General features: G+C 67.4%; 18 protein-coding genes. 11 read left to right on the top strand and 7 right to left on the bottom strand.

Annotation, left to right across the window (positions count from 1 at the left end):
• Positions 1–97: 97 nt before the first annotated feature.
• The 3 genes from AC2YJX_RS24335 to AC2YJX_RS24325 all read left to right on the top strand — a co-directional run bounded on the left by AC2YJX_RS24335 (position 98) and on the right by AC2YJX_RS24325 (position 2,271).
• Positions 98–706, top strand: a complete 609-nt coding sequence (locus AC2YJX_RS24335; protein WP_487257506.1) for a methyltransferase domain-containing protein — start codon at positions 98–100, stop codon at positions 704–706.
• Positions 703–1,482, top strand: coding sequence for a tRNA-uridine aminocarboxypropyltransferase (locus AC2YJX_RS24330; protein ID WP_487257505.1), 780 nt, complete (start codon positions 703–705; stop codon positions 1,480–1,482). The genes AC2YJX_RS24335 and AC2YJX_RS24330 overlap by 4 nt, the downstream gene beginning before the upstream one ends.
• Positions 1,483–1,848: 366 nt before the next feature.
• Complete coding sequence (locus AC2YJX_RS24325; protein WP_055401120.1) at positions 1,849–2,271, top strand: hypothetical protein; 423 nt, start codon at positions 1,849–1,851, stop codon at positions 2,269–2,271.
• Between the two features lie 156 nt (positions 2,272–2,427).
• Here AC2YJX_RS24325 and AC2YJX_RS24320 read toward each other — a convergent pair whose 3' ends face one another.
• The gene (locus AC2YJX_RS24320) at positions 2,428–3,276 is read right to left on the bottom strand and encodes a hypothetical protein (protein WP_487257504.1); all 849 of its coding nucleotides are present in this window, start codon (positions 3,274–3,276) and stop codon (positions 2,428–2,430) included.
• 191 nt (positions 3,277–3,467) lie between these two features.
• Here AC2YJX_RS24320 and AC2YJX_RS24315 point away from each other — a divergent pair, with 191 nt between their 5' ends.
• From AC2YJX_RS24315 to AC2YJX_RS24300, 4 genes are all read left to right on the top strand, one after another.
• Positions 3,468–4,346, top strand: a complete 879-nt coding sequence (locus AC2YJX_RS24315; protein WP_055401116.1) for a PA4780 family RIO1-like protein kinase — start codon at positions 3,468–3,470, stop codon at positions 4,344–4,346.
• Positions 4,347–4,409: 63 nt separating this feature from the next.
• Positions 4,410–4,892 (top strand): GNAT family N-acetyltransferase, encoded by a 483-nt coding sequence (locus tag AC2YJX_RS24310; protein ID WP_487257503.1) that lies wholly within the window; start codon positions 4,410–4,412, stop codon positions 4,890–4,892.
• 162 nt (positions 4,893–5,054) lie between these two features.
• Positions 5,055–5,306 carry a hypothetical protein gene (locus AC2YJX_RS24305; RefSeq protein WP_055401112.1) on the top strand — a complete coding sequence of 84 codons (252 nt, stop codon included), beginning with the start codon at positions 5,055–5,057 and terminating at the stop codon, positions 5,304–5,306.
• Between the two features lie 184 nt (positions 5,307–5,490).
• On the top strand, positions 5,491–6,066 hold the full coding sequence (locus tag AC2YJX_RS24300) for a hypothetical protein (protein ID WP_055401110.1): 576 nt from the start codon (positions 5,491–5,493) through the stop codon (positions 6,064–6,066).
• A gap of 191 nt (positions 6,067–6,257) precedes the next feature.
• Here AC2YJX_RS24300 and AC2YJX_RS24295 read toward each other — a convergent pair whose 3' ends face one another.
• Positions 6,258–7,181 carry a LysR family transcriptional regulator gene (locus tag AC2YJX_RS24295; protein ID WP_487257569.1) on the bottom strand — a complete coding sequence of 308 codons (924 nt, stop codon included), beginning with the start codon at positions 7,179–7,181 and terminating at the stop codon, positions 6,258–6,260.
• Between the two features lie 138 nt (positions 7,182–7,319).
• Between AC2YJX_RS24295 and AC2YJX_RS24290 the strand changes: the two genes are divergently transcribed.
• Complete coding sequence (locus AC2YJX_RS24290) at positions 7,320–8,120, top strand: SDR family oxidoreductase (RefSeq protein ID WP_487257502.1); 801 nt, start codon at positions 7,320–7,322, stop codon at positions 8,118–8,120.
• Between the two features lie 108 nt (positions 8,121–8,228).
• Entirely contained in the window at positions 8,229–9,104 is an 876-nt protein-coding gene (locus AC2YJX_RS24285) for a hypothetical protein (RefSeq protein WP_487257501.1), read from the top strand.
• Positions 9,105–9,142: 38 nt separating this feature from the next.
• Here the strand turns inward: AC2YJX_RS24285 and AC2YJX_RS24280 are convergent, their stop codons facing one another.
• Both AC2YJX_RS24280 and AC2YJX_RS24275 read right to left on the bottom strand, forming a co-directional pair.
• Positions 9,143–9,655: an SRPBCC family protein gene (locus AC2YJX_RS24280; RefSeq protein ID WP_055401106.1), complete on the bottom strand. Its 513-nt coding sequence runs from the start codon at positions 9,653–9,655 to the stop codon at positions 9,143–9,145.
• Positions 9,656–9,846: 191 nt separating this feature from the next.
• Positions 9,847–10,821, bottom strand: a complete 975-nt coding sequence (locus AC2YJX_RS24275) for a LysR family transcriptional regulator (RefSeq protein ID WP_487257500.1) — start codon at positions 10,819–10,821, stop codon at positions 9,847–9,849.
• Between the two features lie 171 nt (positions 10,822–10,992).
• Between AC2YJX_RS24275 and AC2YJX_RS24270 the strand changes: the two genes are divergently transcribed.
• Positions 10,993–11,892, top strand: a complete 900-nt coding sequence (locus AC2YJX_RS24270) for an oxidoreductase (RefSeq protein ID WP_487257499.1) — start codon at positions 10,993–10,995, stop codon at positions 11,890–11,892.
• Between the two features lie 141 nt (positions 11,893–12,033).
• Here AC2YJX_RS24270 and AC2YJX_RS24265 read toward each other — a convergent pair whose 3' ends face one another.
• Genes AC2YJX_RS24265 through AC2YJX_RS24255 form a run of 3 tightly spaced genes read right to left on the bottom strand, consistent with a single transcriptional unit; the run spans position 12,034 to position 13,975 of the window.
• Positions 12,034–12,555 (bottom strand): hypothetical protein, encoded by a 522-nt coding sequence (locus tag AC2YJX_RS24265; protein ID WP_487257498.1) that lies wholly within the window; start codon positions 12,553–12,555, stop codon positions 12,034–12,036.
• Between the two features lie 48 nt (positions 12,556–12,603).
• Complete coding sequence (locus tag AC2YJX_RS24260; protein ID WP_487257497.1) at positions 12,604–13,227, bottom strand: glutathione S-transferase family protein; 624 nt, start codon at positions 13,225–13,227, stop codon at positions 12,604–12,606.
• A 19-nt stretch (positions 13,228–13,246) separates the two neighbouring features.
• On the bottom strand, positions 13,247–13,975 hold the full coding sequence (locus tag AC2YJX_RS24255) for an NIPSNAP family protein (protein ID WP_487257496.1): 729 nt from the start codon (positions 13,973–13,975) through the stop codon (positions 13,247–13,249).
• A gap of 138 nt (positions 13,976–14,113) precedes the next feature.
• Between AC2YJX_RS24255 and AC2YJX_RS24250 the strand changes: the two genes are divergently transcribed.
• Positions 14,114–15,094, top strand: a complete 981-nt coding sequence (locus tag AC2YJX_RS24250; RefSeq protein WP_487257495.1) for a helix-turn-helix transcriptional regulator — start codon at positions 14,114–14,116, stop codon at positions 15,092–15,094.
• Positions 15,095–15,237: the final 143 nt, after the last annotated feature.

The following is a 15,237-nucleotide window of genomic DNA, read 5'->3' as shown; positions in this document are numbered from 1 at the left end:
GCGATGGCACGCCAGCATGCGTGGGGGATACTTGGCCGCTTCGCTGTGCCGCCCGCCGGGTGGTGCAAATCCCCCCAAAAGACCCAAGGACCCGCCATTGAAATCCGCCAGCGCCACCACTTTTGACGAGGCCTACTACCAGCGCTTTTACTTCGACAAAAAAACGAGCGTGGTGGACCCGGCGCACATGGAGCGCCTGGGCACCTTTGTGTGCAGCTACCTCAAGTACCTGCGCGTGCCGGTGTCGCGCGTGCTGGACGTGGGTTGTGGCATTGGCCTGTGGAAGGGCATCGTGGCGCAGCATTTTCCGCAGGCCAGCTACCAGGGCGTGGAGTTCAGCCCCTACCTGTGCGAGCGTTTTGGGTGGCAGCAGGGCTCGGTGGTGGACTATGTGGCTGATAAGCCGTTTGACCTGGTCATCTGCCAGGGCGTGCTGCCCTACCTGAGCCCGCCGGACCTGAAGGCTGCGCTGCTCAACCTGGGCCGTTTGACCCAAGGCGCGCTCTATGTCGAGGCCGTGTCGCGCGAGGATTTTGAGCGCGACATCATCGACGAAGAGATCACCGACAACCGCGTGTTCCGCCACCGTGCCGAGCTGTACCGGCGCGGCCTGCGCGAAGGCGCCATCGAACTGGGTGGCGGCGTGTGGCTCAGCCGCCGGGCCGAGTTGCCGCTGTTTGCGCTGGAGCAGGCGGGCGGGCAGTGACGGCGACCCCTGTGCCGCCGCCCCAGCCTCAGGCGGTGCCGCACCCGCCCCATGCGGTATCGCGCCTGCGCACCGAGCGCCTGGCCCGCAGCGCCAAGCCCTTCCTGGCCCGGGGCGGCCCCAAGGGCGAGCGCTGCGCGGGCTGCCGCCTGGTGCCCAGCCACTGCATCTGCGCACTGCGCCCCGTGCTGCCCACGCGCGCGGGCATGTGCCTGCTGATGGCCGACATCGAGCCGCTCAAGCCCAGTAATACCGGCTGGCTGATTGCCGATGTGGTGGCCGACACCTACGCGTTTGGCTGGGCGCGCACCGAGGTGCACCCCGACCTGCTGGCGCTGCTGGCTGACCCCCAGTGGCAGCCGTATGTGGTGTTTCCGGGTGAGTTTGTGGAGCCTGGGCGCGTAGTCACGCAGGTGGGCCGCACCGAGCCGACGGGCAAGCGCCCGCTGTTCATCCTGCTCGATGCCACCTGGCCCGAGGCGCGCAAGATGTTCCGCAAGAGCCCGTACCTGGACCGCCTGCCCGTGCTGAGCCTGCAGCCCGAGCAGCTCTCACGCTACCACCTGCGCCGCTCCACGCGCACGGACCATTTCTGCACTTCCGAGGTGGGCGCGCTGTGCCTGGAGCTGGCGGGCGAGCTGCAGGCCGCACAGGCGCTGGAGGCGTACCTGGACGTGTTCACCCACCACTACCTGCAGGCCAAGCACCAGCTGCCGCCGGACGTGAACGGGGCGGCGCACGCACGGCTCCGGCTTCTAGCGCAGGGCCGCGGCTGAGAGTCTGAGAGTCTGAGAGTCTTTTATCTATGCTCGCCTTGCACGCCGAAACGCCCCGGCTCGCCGTTGCAAATGCTCGCCATAGCCCGAGCTATGGCTGTGCTTTGCGCCTAGATCCGAGACGTTTTTGCGCGCCTTTCGGGCTCGGCAAAAAAACTCTCAGCCTCTGAGCCATCGCCCCTCGGACTGCCGGGCCGCGTGCGTGCATGACCTGTTGCCCAAAAAGCATGCGCTGTTACCGCGTTGTTACAAGCGCTGCACCTGGCCCCCCGCAAAATTCGGCGCTGGCGCCACCACCTCTGGCGCGGCCCGTCTGTCCGGGAGGGGCAGGGGCCTGCACACCCAAAGCCAACCCGTTGGAGAACCATGAAAAACAAGATCCCCCTGTTGCTCGTCGCAACCCTCAGCCTGGCTGTCGCATCGCTGGCCCATGCCGGCAAGGCCGAGCGCGACTTTTTTGCTGCCGAGGTGGCCCCCGCGCTGAAAACCGCCGCCAGCACCCTCAAGCAATCGTGCGGCTGCGATGTGAAGATGGATGTGAAGCAGGACAGCTTTCAGACCGTGGACCACCTGCGCCAGGTGCGCTACGCGGCCGGCACCATCGTGGACAACGCCCCGCGCTACTGCAACGATGCCCCTTCCAAGGCCGCGGTGTGCCAACTCAAGACCCTGGAATTTGCCCGCACCGGCACCACCGCTTTCAAGTTTGCCGCAGGCAAGGGTGCGATCACTCTCGATGAAAGCTCGTACCCCAGCTGGGACATGCTGGCCGCCGAGCTGGACAAATAAGCGCAGACTCCTAGATCCAAGCCCAAGCAGCGCCCCGACACCACTGTGCGTGGTGCGGGGCGTTGGTGTTTGTAGGCGCCGTGAGGTGCCTGGAACAGGGTGCGGCAGTTGCGAACGAATCGCCGTTCTACGTGCCGGATAGCGTGCAATACCTCACTAGCGTGGGGGGGCACCCGCTGCCACGCGGCTTTGTACCGCCTTGGTGATGCCGTCTGGTTCCAGATACGGGCTGCAGGTCTGGTACAGCGCAAACTTCTTTTCTGCCGACGTACCAACCAGTTCGGCCGACACTTCGGGCGCCGATTTCTTGAGCGCGTCGATGTGGAAGTCGCCCTCGCCCGGGTGCAGCTCCACCGCTGCTTCCAGCATGGCCGCCGCAGCGGCGCGCATGCCTTCTTGCCGGGCTTTTGCCACGCTGAGCGACAGGCCGTTGAACACATTGCCGCAGCGGATCAGGTCGATGGCGACCGCCTTGCGTGCATCGGCCTGCGCAGGTGTTTCCATGCCGTGCGTGCCATCCAGGTAGGCCCACACGTCCAGGGGTGGGGTGCCGGGCGCACACGCCCCCTGGTAGGTGCCGAAAAAGGCCTTCTTCATCATCTGCCGGCCCGCCGAAGTCTGCATGCCGCTGTCGATGACAAGCCGCTCGCCATCGGCGTGCACGGTGAACTGGTACAGGTGCGCGGCGCTGGCGCCTGCGGCCTGGGCAGGGGCGACGCAATGGGCCTTCCAGGTCTCATGGCCGGGCATGGGTTGGTCAGACTCGCTGACCGTGCAGTCCATGCCGCGCTGCTGCATGGCGTTCTTCCAGGCGGGGGCCGTCAGGCTTGCCATGTGCTGCGCTGTCACGCACACCACGGCGGTGCTGCCCAAGGAGTCCGCATAGGCACCCTCGCGGAACCCGGCAGCCGCCGCAGGCTGCGAAACCGCAACGCCCCCGATCAGAAGCCCCACCAACGCAGCAGCGCGCGGGGCGGTGGCGGGGGGCGCAATGGCGAAGGGCATGGGGGGGTCTCCGGGCGGCAGCGCCTGGTACGGCGCAAGAAAAAGAGAAGGCGGTGGAACGGCGGCGTGCCTGGGGGCGGCCCGTCATCACACTGAAAAGCCGTCGGATTGTCGTTCAAGGCCCTGGGCACGCCGTCCTCTTGTGGCCTTGCAACGACAATGGACCATTCCCCCTCTACCGCACTGACCCGATGAAAGCTCCCCCCCGCCTGCAGTCCCTCATTGAGGAAGGCCTGATCGACACCGTGGTCCGGCAGCTCATGAGCGGCAAGGAGGCCATGGTCTATGTGGTGCGCTGTGGTGATGAAACGCGCTGCGCCAAGATCTACAAAGAGGCCAACAACCGCAGCTTTCGGCAGGCGGTGGACTACACCGAAAACCGCAAGGTCAAGAACTCACGCTCGGCCCGCGCCATGGCCAAGGGCAGCAAGTTTGGCCGGCAAGAACAAGAGGCCGCCTGGCAAAGCGCCGAGGTCGATGCGCTCTACCGCCTGGCCGCTGCCGGCGTGCGCGTGCCGCAGCCCTACAACTTTCATGACGGCGTGCTGCTCATGGAGCTGGTGACCGACGCCCACGGTGACGCCGCCCCGCGCCTGAACGATGTGAGCTTTACGCCCGAAGACGCGCGCACCCACCACGCCACGCTGGTGGCCGAGGTGGTGCGCATGCTGTGTGCGGGCGTGGTGCATGGTGACTTGTCGGAGTTCAACATCCTGCTGGCCCACCTGCCGGGCGCAGAAGGTGGAGAAGCCGGCCACGATGGCCCCGTCATCATCGACCTGCCCCAGGCCGTGGACGCTGCGGGCAACAACCACGCCCAGCGCATGCTGCTGCGCGACGTCGCCAACCTGCGCGACTTCTTCGGCCAGTTTGCCCCCGAGCTGCGCGCCACCCAATACGGCCCCGAGATCTGGAGCCTGTACCAGAGCGGGCTGCTGAGCAACGAGACGCCGCTCACCGGCATCTATGCGCCCACGCATGCCGATGTGGACATGCAGGCCGTGCTGCGCGAGATTGACGACGCACGCGATGAAGATGCAGCGCGCAGGCTGCGCATGGCGGCGGGCTGAGATTTCTTCACCGCGCTGCGCTGTGGCACCATCGCGCCCCTTTTTCTCTGCAGTTCGCTCGCCATGCCTTCCTTCCAAATCCGCAACTTCTGCCCTGGCGACGAACCCGCGTTGCGCGCCGTGTTTCATGCCTCGGTGCATGGCCTGGCTTGCAAGGACTACACCGGCGAACAGCTGGCCGCCTGGGCGCCGTTGCACCATGACGCTGCGCAGTGGGCCGAGCGCATGCGGGCCAACCAGCCCTTCATCGCGCAAGCAATAGACGGCGGGGCGATAGCTGGGTTTGCCGATCTGCAGGCCAGCGGCACCATCGACATGTTTTTTGTGGCCCCGGCGTTTGCAGGCCAGGGCGTGGCCCGGGCGCTGATGGCACACCTCCACGCGCAGGCGGTGCAGTGCGGCATCACCCGCTTGAACGCCCACGTGAGCCTGACCGCCGAGCCTTTTTTCGCCGCGCAGGGCTTCGCGGTGGAAGCGCGCCAGCAGGTGGAGCGTGCGGGCGTGGTGCTGCACAACGCCCGCATGGCCAAGGCGCTGAAGAAGTGACTCCTGATTTGATAGCTGGTTACGCTTGCCTATCAAGCGCTAGATGCTAATTTGCCATGTGATTCAGCCACCAGGCTGTGTCTTTGCCCCCGCAGGTGCCTTACAGTAGCCGCCCCGCAGCAGACAAACCCACCCACACCGGCCCACGATGGCTGACACCCCATGACCAAAGACCTGGCCCGACAGAACGAACTCAAACCCATGGCGCTGTGCGAGCCCTGCCAGGGCATCCAGCGCAACTGGCGCAAGGCGCCGGGCCACGCCGAGCTGGTGCAGCGCGGCAACCGCAAGGAAGACCGCGAGACGGGCTCCGTCACCATCACCCGCTATGTGTGCGACCGCTGCGGCACGGCGTGGGAGTATGAGAACGACAAGGGCAACCAGAAGGCAGGCTGGTCGGTGGTGGGGCGATAAGCAATCGCATCTCCATGGAGAGAGGTCAGCGCTTGTTGGATAAGCGCCAGCGGTCATTTTGGGTTCCAACCCATGGCTGGGAACGGCTTGCAGGGCTGTGCGAACGGATACACAGCCATGGCCCACAAATGGGGCACCTTTTCATCTCGTGCGTGTCACACAGGCCTATCAAGGAGATAGCCTCATGCTGCACCGCAGACGATTTCTGAGAACCACCGGCAGCGGCCTGGCCCTGGGCGGCGCCGCGTTGCTGCTGGCAGGGCGTGCCGCGTGGGCCCAGCCCAGCTACACCGTGCCGCTCGCGCAGCTGCAGGAGATGGTGGCCACGAAGTTCCCGCGCAGTGTGCCGGTGCAAGGCCTGTTCGATCTCACCCTGCAACCCCCGCGCCTGCGCCTGCTGCCTGAGGTCAATCGCCTGGGCGCCGTCATGGCGGTGGACGCGGCGGGCGCTGCGCTGCGGCGCAGCCACGCGGGCACGTTCGATGTGGAGTTTGCGTTGCGCTATGAAGCCAGTGACCGCACGCTGCGCGCCCACCAGATCCGGCTGGGGCGGCTGGATTTCCCCACGCTCAAACCGGCCGTCACCGAACTGATCAATGCCTATGCCCCCGTGCTGGCCGAACAATCCCTGCGCGAAGTCACCTTGCACCAGCTGCGCCCGCAGGACACGGCCATGTTCGACGGCTTGGGGCTGCAGCCCGGGCCCATCACGGTGACGGCCAAGGGGCTCACCGTGGCGTTTGTGGGCAAGCAGCCATGACGCCCGCTGGGCACGGCCGCCTTCCATCGCCGCAGCGCCGGGGTTAACTCCCTTTCCCCTCGTGGGAGCGGGTGGGGGAGACGGGGCTTCGGGGGCGCCGCGCTTGTTCTCCCTCTCCCCGCCCTCTCCCACCAAGGCTGGGCCGAGAGTGGCGCAGGTTGCGCAGGTCAGTCTCGCGCAGGGGCTTGCGCTCAATCGCCCCGCACCCGCTGCGCAAACCCGCGCAGCGCGAACTGCTCCACCACAAAATCCACAAACACCCGCGTGCGCGCTGGCAGCAGCTTTTTGCTGGGGTAGTACAGCGATGTCGGCCCTGCATCCGCCCACCAGCCCGGCAGCACCCGCACCAGATCGCCGCGTGCCAGCCAGGGCTGCGCGAACGGCATGGGCAGCACGGCCAGGCCCAGGCCCATCAGCGCGGCCTGGCACATGGCCTCGGGGTCGTCGAACACGATGCGAGGGCGGAACACTGCCGCTGCAGCGTCGCCCGCCTTGTTGCGCAGCGTGGTCACCGGCACGCGCCCCGTGCGGATGGCGCGGCGCGCAATGCCGTCCCACTGCGCCAGGTCTGCCGGGTGGCGCGGCGCCTTGCGGCCCTGCAGCAGCGCGGGGGCGGCCACCACCACCAGGTGGATCGGCCCCAGCGTGCGCGCCACCATGTCGGGGTTCAGGTTCAGGCCGCCGCCAATGCCGGCGTCAAAACCCTCGCCGATCAGATCCACCTGGCGGTTCTCAAAGCGCCAGTCGGGCTGGATGGCCGGGTAACGCTGCAAAAACTCGGTGAGCAGCGGCACGATGTAGGCACGGCCAAAAGCCTGGCCCATGCTCACCTTGAGCGTGCCCGCAGGCTGCTGCTCGGCCTCGGCCGCGTGGTCCACCGCATCGGCCAGCGCGGTCAGCGGCGGGCTGATCTGCGCCAGCAGGCGCTGCCCGCCTTCGGTGAGCATGAGGCGCCGCGTGCTGCGCTGGAACAGCCGCACGCCCAGGCCTGCCTCCAGCCGCGCGACGTTCTTGCTCACGGCGGCAGGCGTCAGGCCCATGAGCCGCGCGGCGGCCGAGAAGCTGCCGCACTCGGCGGATTTGACGAACGATTCGAGGTGGCTCAGGGGTTGCATGGTTTGCATTTTCAACTGGAGGTTGAAATAGATCCAGCCTATTCATGGCTACCCGCAAAGCAATGTTTTTCTGAAACTGCAGGTGTTCCTGGTTCCGTGAAGAACCTTTTCAACCATCTGATTTTTTAGGAAAAAACCATGTCTTCTGTGCCCGATACATCCGTCCCCACCACGCTGCCTGCCAGCGCGTCACGCCTGCTGGCGGGCAAGGTTGCCTTTGTCACCGGCGGCGCGCGTGGCATCGGCGCCGCCATCGTCCAGCGCCTGGCGCGCGACGGAGCGGCCGTGGCCTTCACCTACAGCAGCTCCGAAGCCCCGGCGCAGGCGCTGGTGGCTGCCATTGAAGCGGGCGGTGGCAAGGCCCTGGCGCTGCGTGCCGACAGTGCAGACGCCGCCGCCCTCACGCAAGCCATCGACAGCGCTGCACGAACGCTGGGCCGCCTGGACATCCTCGTCAATAACGCAGGCGTGGCGGTGGCGGGTGAGCTGGACAGCTATGCGCTGGCCGACTTTGACCACACGCTCAACGTGAACGTGCGCGCGGTGTTTGTGGCCACGCAGGCTGCCGTGCGCCACATGGGCCAGGGCGGTGCCTATGGCCGCGTCATCACCATCGGCAGCACCAACTCCGACCGTGTGCCATGGGCAGGCTTCAGCGTCTATGGCATGAGCAAGGCCGCCATCGTGGGCCTCACCAAAGGCCTGGCGCGCGACCTGGGGCCGCGTGGCATCACGGTGAACAACGTGCAACCCGGCCCAGTCAACACCGACATGAACCCCGCCGACGGCCCCCTGGCCAGCAACATGCACGGCATGATGGCGCTCGGCCGCCATGCCCACCCCGACGAGATCGCGGGCATGGTGGCCTATCTGGCGGGGCCGGAGTCGGGGATGGTGACCGGGGCCAGCCTGCTCATCGATGGCGGGTTTGCTGCCTGAGCCAAGGTAGCTCGGGGCTCTTTGGGCTTTGTGCGGGTGGGAGGCGTTGCGCGCGCGGGTTGCGCCCAGGGCGATATAGTGGCCCACCCTTCCACCTGGGACCCTTTTGTGAACCTCACCCTCCGCACTTTGCGCAATGCCTGCGCCCCTGCAGCAGCGTTCGCCGCGCTGACGGTCAGCGTCTCCCTGCACGCCGCCACGCCCGCCGAGTTGGGCTATGTGGGCGAATACCGGGGGCGTTCTGTGGACACCATCACGCAACTGGCGCTGCTGGACGACAACACCTTTTGTTTTGCGGTGACGGGTGGGGTGCTGGACATGCTGATGGCGGGCCGCTGGAAGGCGGAAGGCAGCGGAGTCCGGCTACAGCAGGTGCGGCAGGACCAGACCTTGTTCCCGGCCTACGCCCGCAAGGTGGCAGCGCTGGGCGCCATGGTGGAGTTCGACTTCCACGGCCCCACGCTGTCCAGTGCCCGCGCGCCGGTGTTTGCGGTGTCGGCGGATGACAAGGCCCCGGCCACGCTGCGCCCGCTGTTTGGCCCGGACCACAGCAGCTGGTCTGAAAACTACCCGCTGCCCCCACTGCCTGCAGAGGCCGTGCGCTACTTTTACCTGGGCGACGTGGTGGAGGAAGCCCCGGGAAAGCCAGCGGTCGTGAAGGTGGTGCAGTACCGGCTGGACGGTGCCAATTCAGTGCGTGTGGGGTTTGATCCGCTGCAGGCCTTGCCGCTGATGAGCCAGCGGGCCGAGCTGAAAGGAGACATGCTGTTTCTGTCGGGCAGCCGTCTGGGCAAACGCCGGGCGCTGGACCCTGAAGTGGTGCAAACAGTGCGTACGGGTTGCATAGCCCCCGCGCTGAATTCTGGCGCCCCGCGCCCTGCGCCGAAACCAGGCGAGACCCCGCCCCTGGAGCCCCTGAGAACGTTTACCGTCAGCCCGTCGGCCATTCAGGGCCCGCCATTCTTCGAAGCCAAAAGCAACTGAGCTGTGGTGGGCCGCCGTCGGCTCGGATGAGGGCCGCCTCAGGCTGAAATCGCTGGGCCTCCGGGCGCACGCAGTGGGGTCTCGATCTGCATCTTGGCCAGCCGCAGCGCCTTGCGCATGTAGCCGCGCCACAGCACGTTGGCCAGCAGCCAGAGCACCGGTGCGGCCCACTTCGAGCGGGGGTGGAATGCATGGCGCCAGCGCACGGTGGTCTGCGTGCCACCCGCCTGCGGGTCAAACCACCAGGCCCCGTTGGCGCCGGTGGCCAGCCAGCGCAGTGCCCCCGTGAAGCCGCTGACGGTGTAGCTGAAGTACTGCGCCGGGTGGTAGTGCTTGAGCCGTTCTTCGGCCACGCTGCCGTCGGACAGCGCCACGGTGCGCGTCTGCCCCGGCGTGTCCCAGGCGCCCGTCTGGTCGCGCGTGCCGATCACTGCGGGCAAAGGCCCGTAGCCGGTGAACAGGGCGCGCGGGTCAATGGGCGCGATGTGCTGGAACGCCAGTGCCGGGGAGGCCTTGATGTGTGTCTGGACCGTGGCAGAGAAGGTGGTCATGGGTGAATCCGGTGCGTTGCTTCCGCCTCTCGGGCAGTCCAGTCACTGTAGGGCGTGCGACCACACCGATAAATACCCTTCTCCGCAACGGACTGTTTGCCAAATGACCCGCAATCGCCCCTTTCACGGGCGAAAACGCTGTGCGCCGACGCGGCGGGCGCACACGGCAGCCATCGGCGGCTTGCGCCCGTTCAGGTGGCCGATGCTTTGCGCCGCCGGGGCTTTGGAGCCGGGCTCCGCAGCTCCTGCACGCTCAGTCCGAACGCCGGGTTGTCGGCCAGCATCTCCACCGCCAGATCGATAAAGGCGCGCGCGCGGGCTGGCTGCGCCGCCCGGCTGCCGTAGTACACGTACAGGCCCAGGTGCTGGGGCACGAATTCGGTCAGCACGGGCACCAGTTGCCCGCTGCGCACCAGTGGCGCCGCCGTCACGCCGACAAGCTGGCCGATGGCGTGGCCGCCCAGCACGGCGCGCGCTTCCAGCTCGATGTCGTTGACGCAGAACGCTGGCGGTATGGCATGGGCCACGATGTCATCGCCTACCTGAAACTCCCACGGCATGGGCTTGCCGGTGGTGGGGTGGCGAAACCCGCTGCAGCGGTGCTGTGCCAGGTCTTCGATGCGGGTGGGTGTGCCATGGCGGGCCAAGTAGTCCGGCGTGGCGCACACCACCAGCTGCAGCGCCATCAGGCGCCGCGCAATCACTCCGCCCTCGGGCGGGTAGCCCGAGCGGAAACCCACGTCCACCCGGTCCTCCACCCAGTTGCCGATGCGGTCGTCCAGCTGTACATCGGGCTCCACCAGCGGGTAGCGGCGGCAGAACACGTCGAGCACGGGCCAGACCACCTCCAGCATGATGGAGCGTGGTGCCACGATGCGCAGCGGCCCCGCAATCTCCTCGCGCCCGCGCCGCGCGCCGTGTACCGCCCGCTGCAGGGTCGCGAGGCCCGGCTGCGCGGCCTCCAGAAACTGGCGCCCCTCCTCGGTCAGGCTCAGGCTGCGCGTGGTGCGGTGGAACAGCCGCACGCCCAGGTGCGATTCGAGCTGCCCCAGCGCCAGGCTGGCGGCCTGCGGGGTGATGCCCTGGGCCGAGGCCGCCTGCCGCAGGCTGCCCAGTTCGGCGGCCTTGGCAAACGTGGCAATGGCACGCAGTTCATTGATGGCCATGGTGTCCGTTCCGAGGTATTGGCAAGTTTTACTTGTGAATGAAGTCAGCAATTATGGGCTAGTGCGATGGCAATGGTCTGCCTACAGTTCACCTCCATGGCCGCGCCGCTGCATCTCAGCGTGCTGCGTTTGCCAGAACCCCGCTTTCAATCCCTTTCAAGGACTTCCGCCATGACGGCTTCGACTGCTCTCCCTTCCTCCTTCCCCCGCGTCTGGATGATTACCGGCGCCTCGCGCGGCATTGGCGCCCGCATTGCCGAGGCGGCGCTCGCCCAGGGCGACGCCGTGGTCGCCACGGCCCGCGATGCCGCGTCGATTGAAAGGCGCCTGGGCCCCAGCGACGCACTGTTGCCTGTGGCGCTCGACGTGACCGACGAAGCCCAGGCACGCCACGCTGTGGGCGCCGCGCTGGAGCGCTTTGGCCGCATCGACGTGCTGGTCAACAACGCGGGCTACGGCCTGCTGGGCGCTGTCGAGGAATCCACCGCCGACGAAGTGCTGCGACTGTTCGACACCAACGTGTTCGGCCTGCTGCATGTGACCCGGGCCGTGCTGCCCGCCATGCGCGCGCGCCGCGCAGGGCACGTGATCAACATCTCGTCGCTGGGTGGCGTGCGCTCCAGTGCCGGTTTTGGCGTGTACTGCGCCACCAAGTTCGCGGTGGAAGGCCTGACCGAGGCGCTGCACGCCGAACTGGCACCGCTGGGCATCCATGCCACGGCGGTGCAGCCCGGGTACTTCCGCACCGAGTTCCTTGATGGTGCCTCGCTGGCCGTGGCGCCAAGTGTGCTGGACGACTACGCCGCCAGCGCGGGCGCCGTGCGCGAGGCTGCGCGCCGCATCAACCTGAACCAGCCCGGCGACCCCCTGCGCCTGGCCCAGGCCGTGATGAAGCTGGTGGCCAGCCCCACGCCGCCGCTGCGCCTGCCACTGGGCACCGACACGCTGCAGACCATTGCCGACACGCATGCCTTCGTGGCGCAAGAGACCGCGCAGTGGCGGGCCGTAGCGGCGTCCACGGATTTTCCGGTGCAGGAGCGTGAGGAGGCCCAGGCGCTGTCTGCTGGATAAAAGCTCCTGATTTAATAGCTGTTAGTGCTTGTGGGATAAGCGCTGTAGGCTATTTTTGCTCTCAATCAATGGCGATGGTGTGGTTGGATGGAATGGCGGATGCCCTGCCAGCCGGCCACCCCTGCAATGGTGTGCAGGGCCTCACACCGGCCGCGCAAACTCCATCACCCAGTTGACTTCCCAGGTGGCCCCACCGTCGTCCGAAAAAGCCTGCTGCCAGCGCGGTGCGCCGGTGTGCATCTGCGACCACTCGAAGCGCACGTGCACGGGGCGGCCCTCGAAGTTCTCCTGGCCTTCGAAGATGCCCACGCCATCGCGAAACCCGCCCACCACGGGCGGATGCAGCAGCCCGGTGGCCGCGTCCACGCCGCCGGTGGTGTTGTCCAGCCAGTAGATGCTCCAGCGCTGTGCCTCAGGGCTGAACACGCGCAGCGCCATGCCCACAAAGCCGGGCTTCCAGGTGGTGGGGATGAAGTCGTCGTAGTTGCCGATGCCGCCGGGCAGCGGCCGCGCGGTGCCGGTGGCGTCGAACACCTCCCAGTCGTTGCAGCCCTGAAGCCGGTGCACCAGGCGCGTGTTGCGGATGTGCCAGGAGCCCATGAGGAAGTCGAAGTCGCGGGCGGCGTGGTGGCCGGTGGCCGGGGTTGTGGTGGTGTCTTGCATGGTGTTCGGTGATGGGGTTGCGTGAGGGGAGAGGGATCAGAACGACGATCAGGGCGACGCCATGGCCTCGTTGGGATGAACCCAGCCGGGCAGCGCGCGCAGGGAGTCCAGCCAGCGCGACACATGGGGGAAGTCCTCTTTGGCCAGGCCCGCCTCGGGCAGCCAGAAGAGATACGCAGAGCAGGCGAGGTCTGCGATGGTGGGGCCGGAGGGCACCAGGAACGCCGAGCTTGCGAGTGTTTCGTTCAGCGTGGCAAGGTCTGCCATGGCGCGTGCGCGCAGGTAGGCCAGAACCTCGGCGGGCTGTGGCACCCACCGCAGTGCAAAGCGCAGGTTGGGCACGCTGAAGCCAATGCGGTTCGTCTCCCAGAAAAGCCATTCCAGGATGGCGCTCCCTTCCGCCGCAGCGCCACAGAACGCGCGGGTGCGCTGCGCCATATGGAGCAGGATGGCATTGGATTGGCAATAGGCGGTGCCGCCATCGACGAGGACCGGCACTTCACCGAAGTGGCTGGCTGCCACAAAGTCCGCCGGGCGCTCGGCCCGGGGCGTATCGAGCGCAATGGGCTGGTAGCGGTGCGGGGTGGCAGTCAGTAAAAGCAGCGACCGAACCTTGTACGAATGGCCGGAACCTGCTGCGCCGTACAGCAGCGGGGAGGCGGGTGTGGACATGGGCTCTTCTCCTTTCCGATCAGGCATGCAGCGCCGAGCGCGCCGTGGGCTGCAGCCGGTGCGCCTCGGGCGACCGGGTCAGCCAGGGAGCAAGCCCCGGGGCTACGTCCCGCGCCCAGGCGCCGCTGTTGGCAAAGGACTGCAGCGCCGCTGCATCGCCAAACAGCGCCAGCCCCAGCAGCACATGCTCGCCCGCGCGCACCGGCAGGCGGGGAAAGGTGTTGGGGCTGGCTTCGGTGCTGTACCACGCCACCTGGCGCGCACCGCCGCGCTGCAGCGCGGGGGCCATGCGGCGGCGGCAATAGTCCAGCAAGGCCGGGGTGGCGGGCTCGTGCAGAGAGAACACCGTGGCGTCCAGCACACCCGCCGCAGTGCCTGTGGCGCCCGGCGCGGGCCGGGCGTGTTGCGGCAACGTGGACGCCGCCCCGGGCCACGCGGGGCGCAGCAGCAGCACGTTGTCAGAGTCGATCATGGTGGCGTTGGCGGCAGCGCGGTGCGCCGCCCACACGGGGCCGCCATAGAAGGCTTCGAGCGCGCGGTGGCGTGCGTCCATGTCGGCAAAGCCGCGCAGCCAGACAAACAGGTCGGGCTGATCGAGGTCGCGGAACTGGCCCAGCACGCGCATGCCATGGGCCTCCTGTGTTTCAACGAACTCGCGGTCGAAGAGGTCGATCAGTGCGTCGCGCTGCCCTGGGTGCAGGGTGTATTGGCGCAGTTCGACGATGGGGTGGTGGTCGGCGGTGGGCATGCGGGCTCCGGGTTCGTGGGGGTAAGACAAGCTCATGATCGGAGTCTGCGCCGCAATACCTGCCAACCCATGGCAGGTATTTGCGCTATCTTTCGCCTTCACCCTAGTACCCCCAGTACCCCACACAACCGCCTGCCCATGCGCGCCAGCCGCCTGCTTTCCCTTCAGATGCTGCTCGAAACCCAGGGCCGCATGAGTGCGCAGGCGCTGGCCGAGGCACTGGAGGTCTCCGTGCGCACGCTGTACCGCGATGTGGACCAGCTCAGTGCGGCCGGTGTGCCCATCTATGCCGAGCGCGGGCGCAACGGTGGCTTTGCGCTGCTGCCAGGCTGGAAGACCACGCTCACCGGGCTCACGCCTTCCGAGGCGCAGGCCGTGTTCTTGAGCGGCCTGCCCGGGCCCGCGCAGGACCTGGGGCTGGGCGGCGATGTGGAGGGCGCGCGGCTGAAGCTTTTGTCGTCGCTGCCCGCTTCGTGGCGCGAAGACGCCCAACGCGTGAGCACCCGCCTGCACCTGGACCCGGTGGACTGGTACCGCGAGAGCGACCCCACGCCCCACCTGCCCACCGTGGCCGCTGCGGTGTGGAGCGGTCACCAGATCGCGATGCGCTACGAGAGCTGGGCCGACACGGTGGAGCGTACGGTGAGCCCGCTGGGGCTGGTGCTCAAGGCGGGTGTCTGGTACCTGGTGGCAGGGCCTGCGGGTACGACAGAAGGCGGACCGCGCACCTACCGCGTGTCGAACATCCGGGCTGCCACGGCGCTGGCCACACCCGTGCGCCGCCCGGCGCAGTTTGACCTGGCCAGCTATTGGGCGCAGTCGATCCAGCGTTTTGAAGCAGGGATCTACACCGGCGAGGCGGCGTTGCTGGCCACACCGGCCGGGCTCAAGGGCCTGCGCGCGCTCAGCAGCGCCGTGGCCCGCGCGGTGGCTGCGGCCCCGCCGCCCCGCCGCAAGGACGGGCGCGTGGCCGTCACCATTCCCATGGAGTCGGTGGAACACGCCTGCGGGCAACTCATGCGGCTGTCTCCGCAGGTGGAGGTGCTGCGGCCTGTGGCGTTGCGCCGCGCGCTCATGGAGCGGGTGGCGGCCACGGCGCGCCTGTATGGGTTGCCGTGATCTGGGTTGTGGGGGGTGCTATTAAATTTGCAGCTGTTTGCACAATGTAGATAAGCGCTAGGGCCTAAAAATCTTCTAAAACTGAGCAGGCACTTCAACGCAGACCGTGCCCTGCCACTGCAGCCGCCCTGCCGGTTGGGTGG

This window comes from Acidovorax sp. SRI_002 (assembly GCF_057586455.1).
The sequence above is the reverse complement of the archived record's forward strand: the minus strand, read 5'-3'. Positions and strand labels throughout refer to the sequence as shown.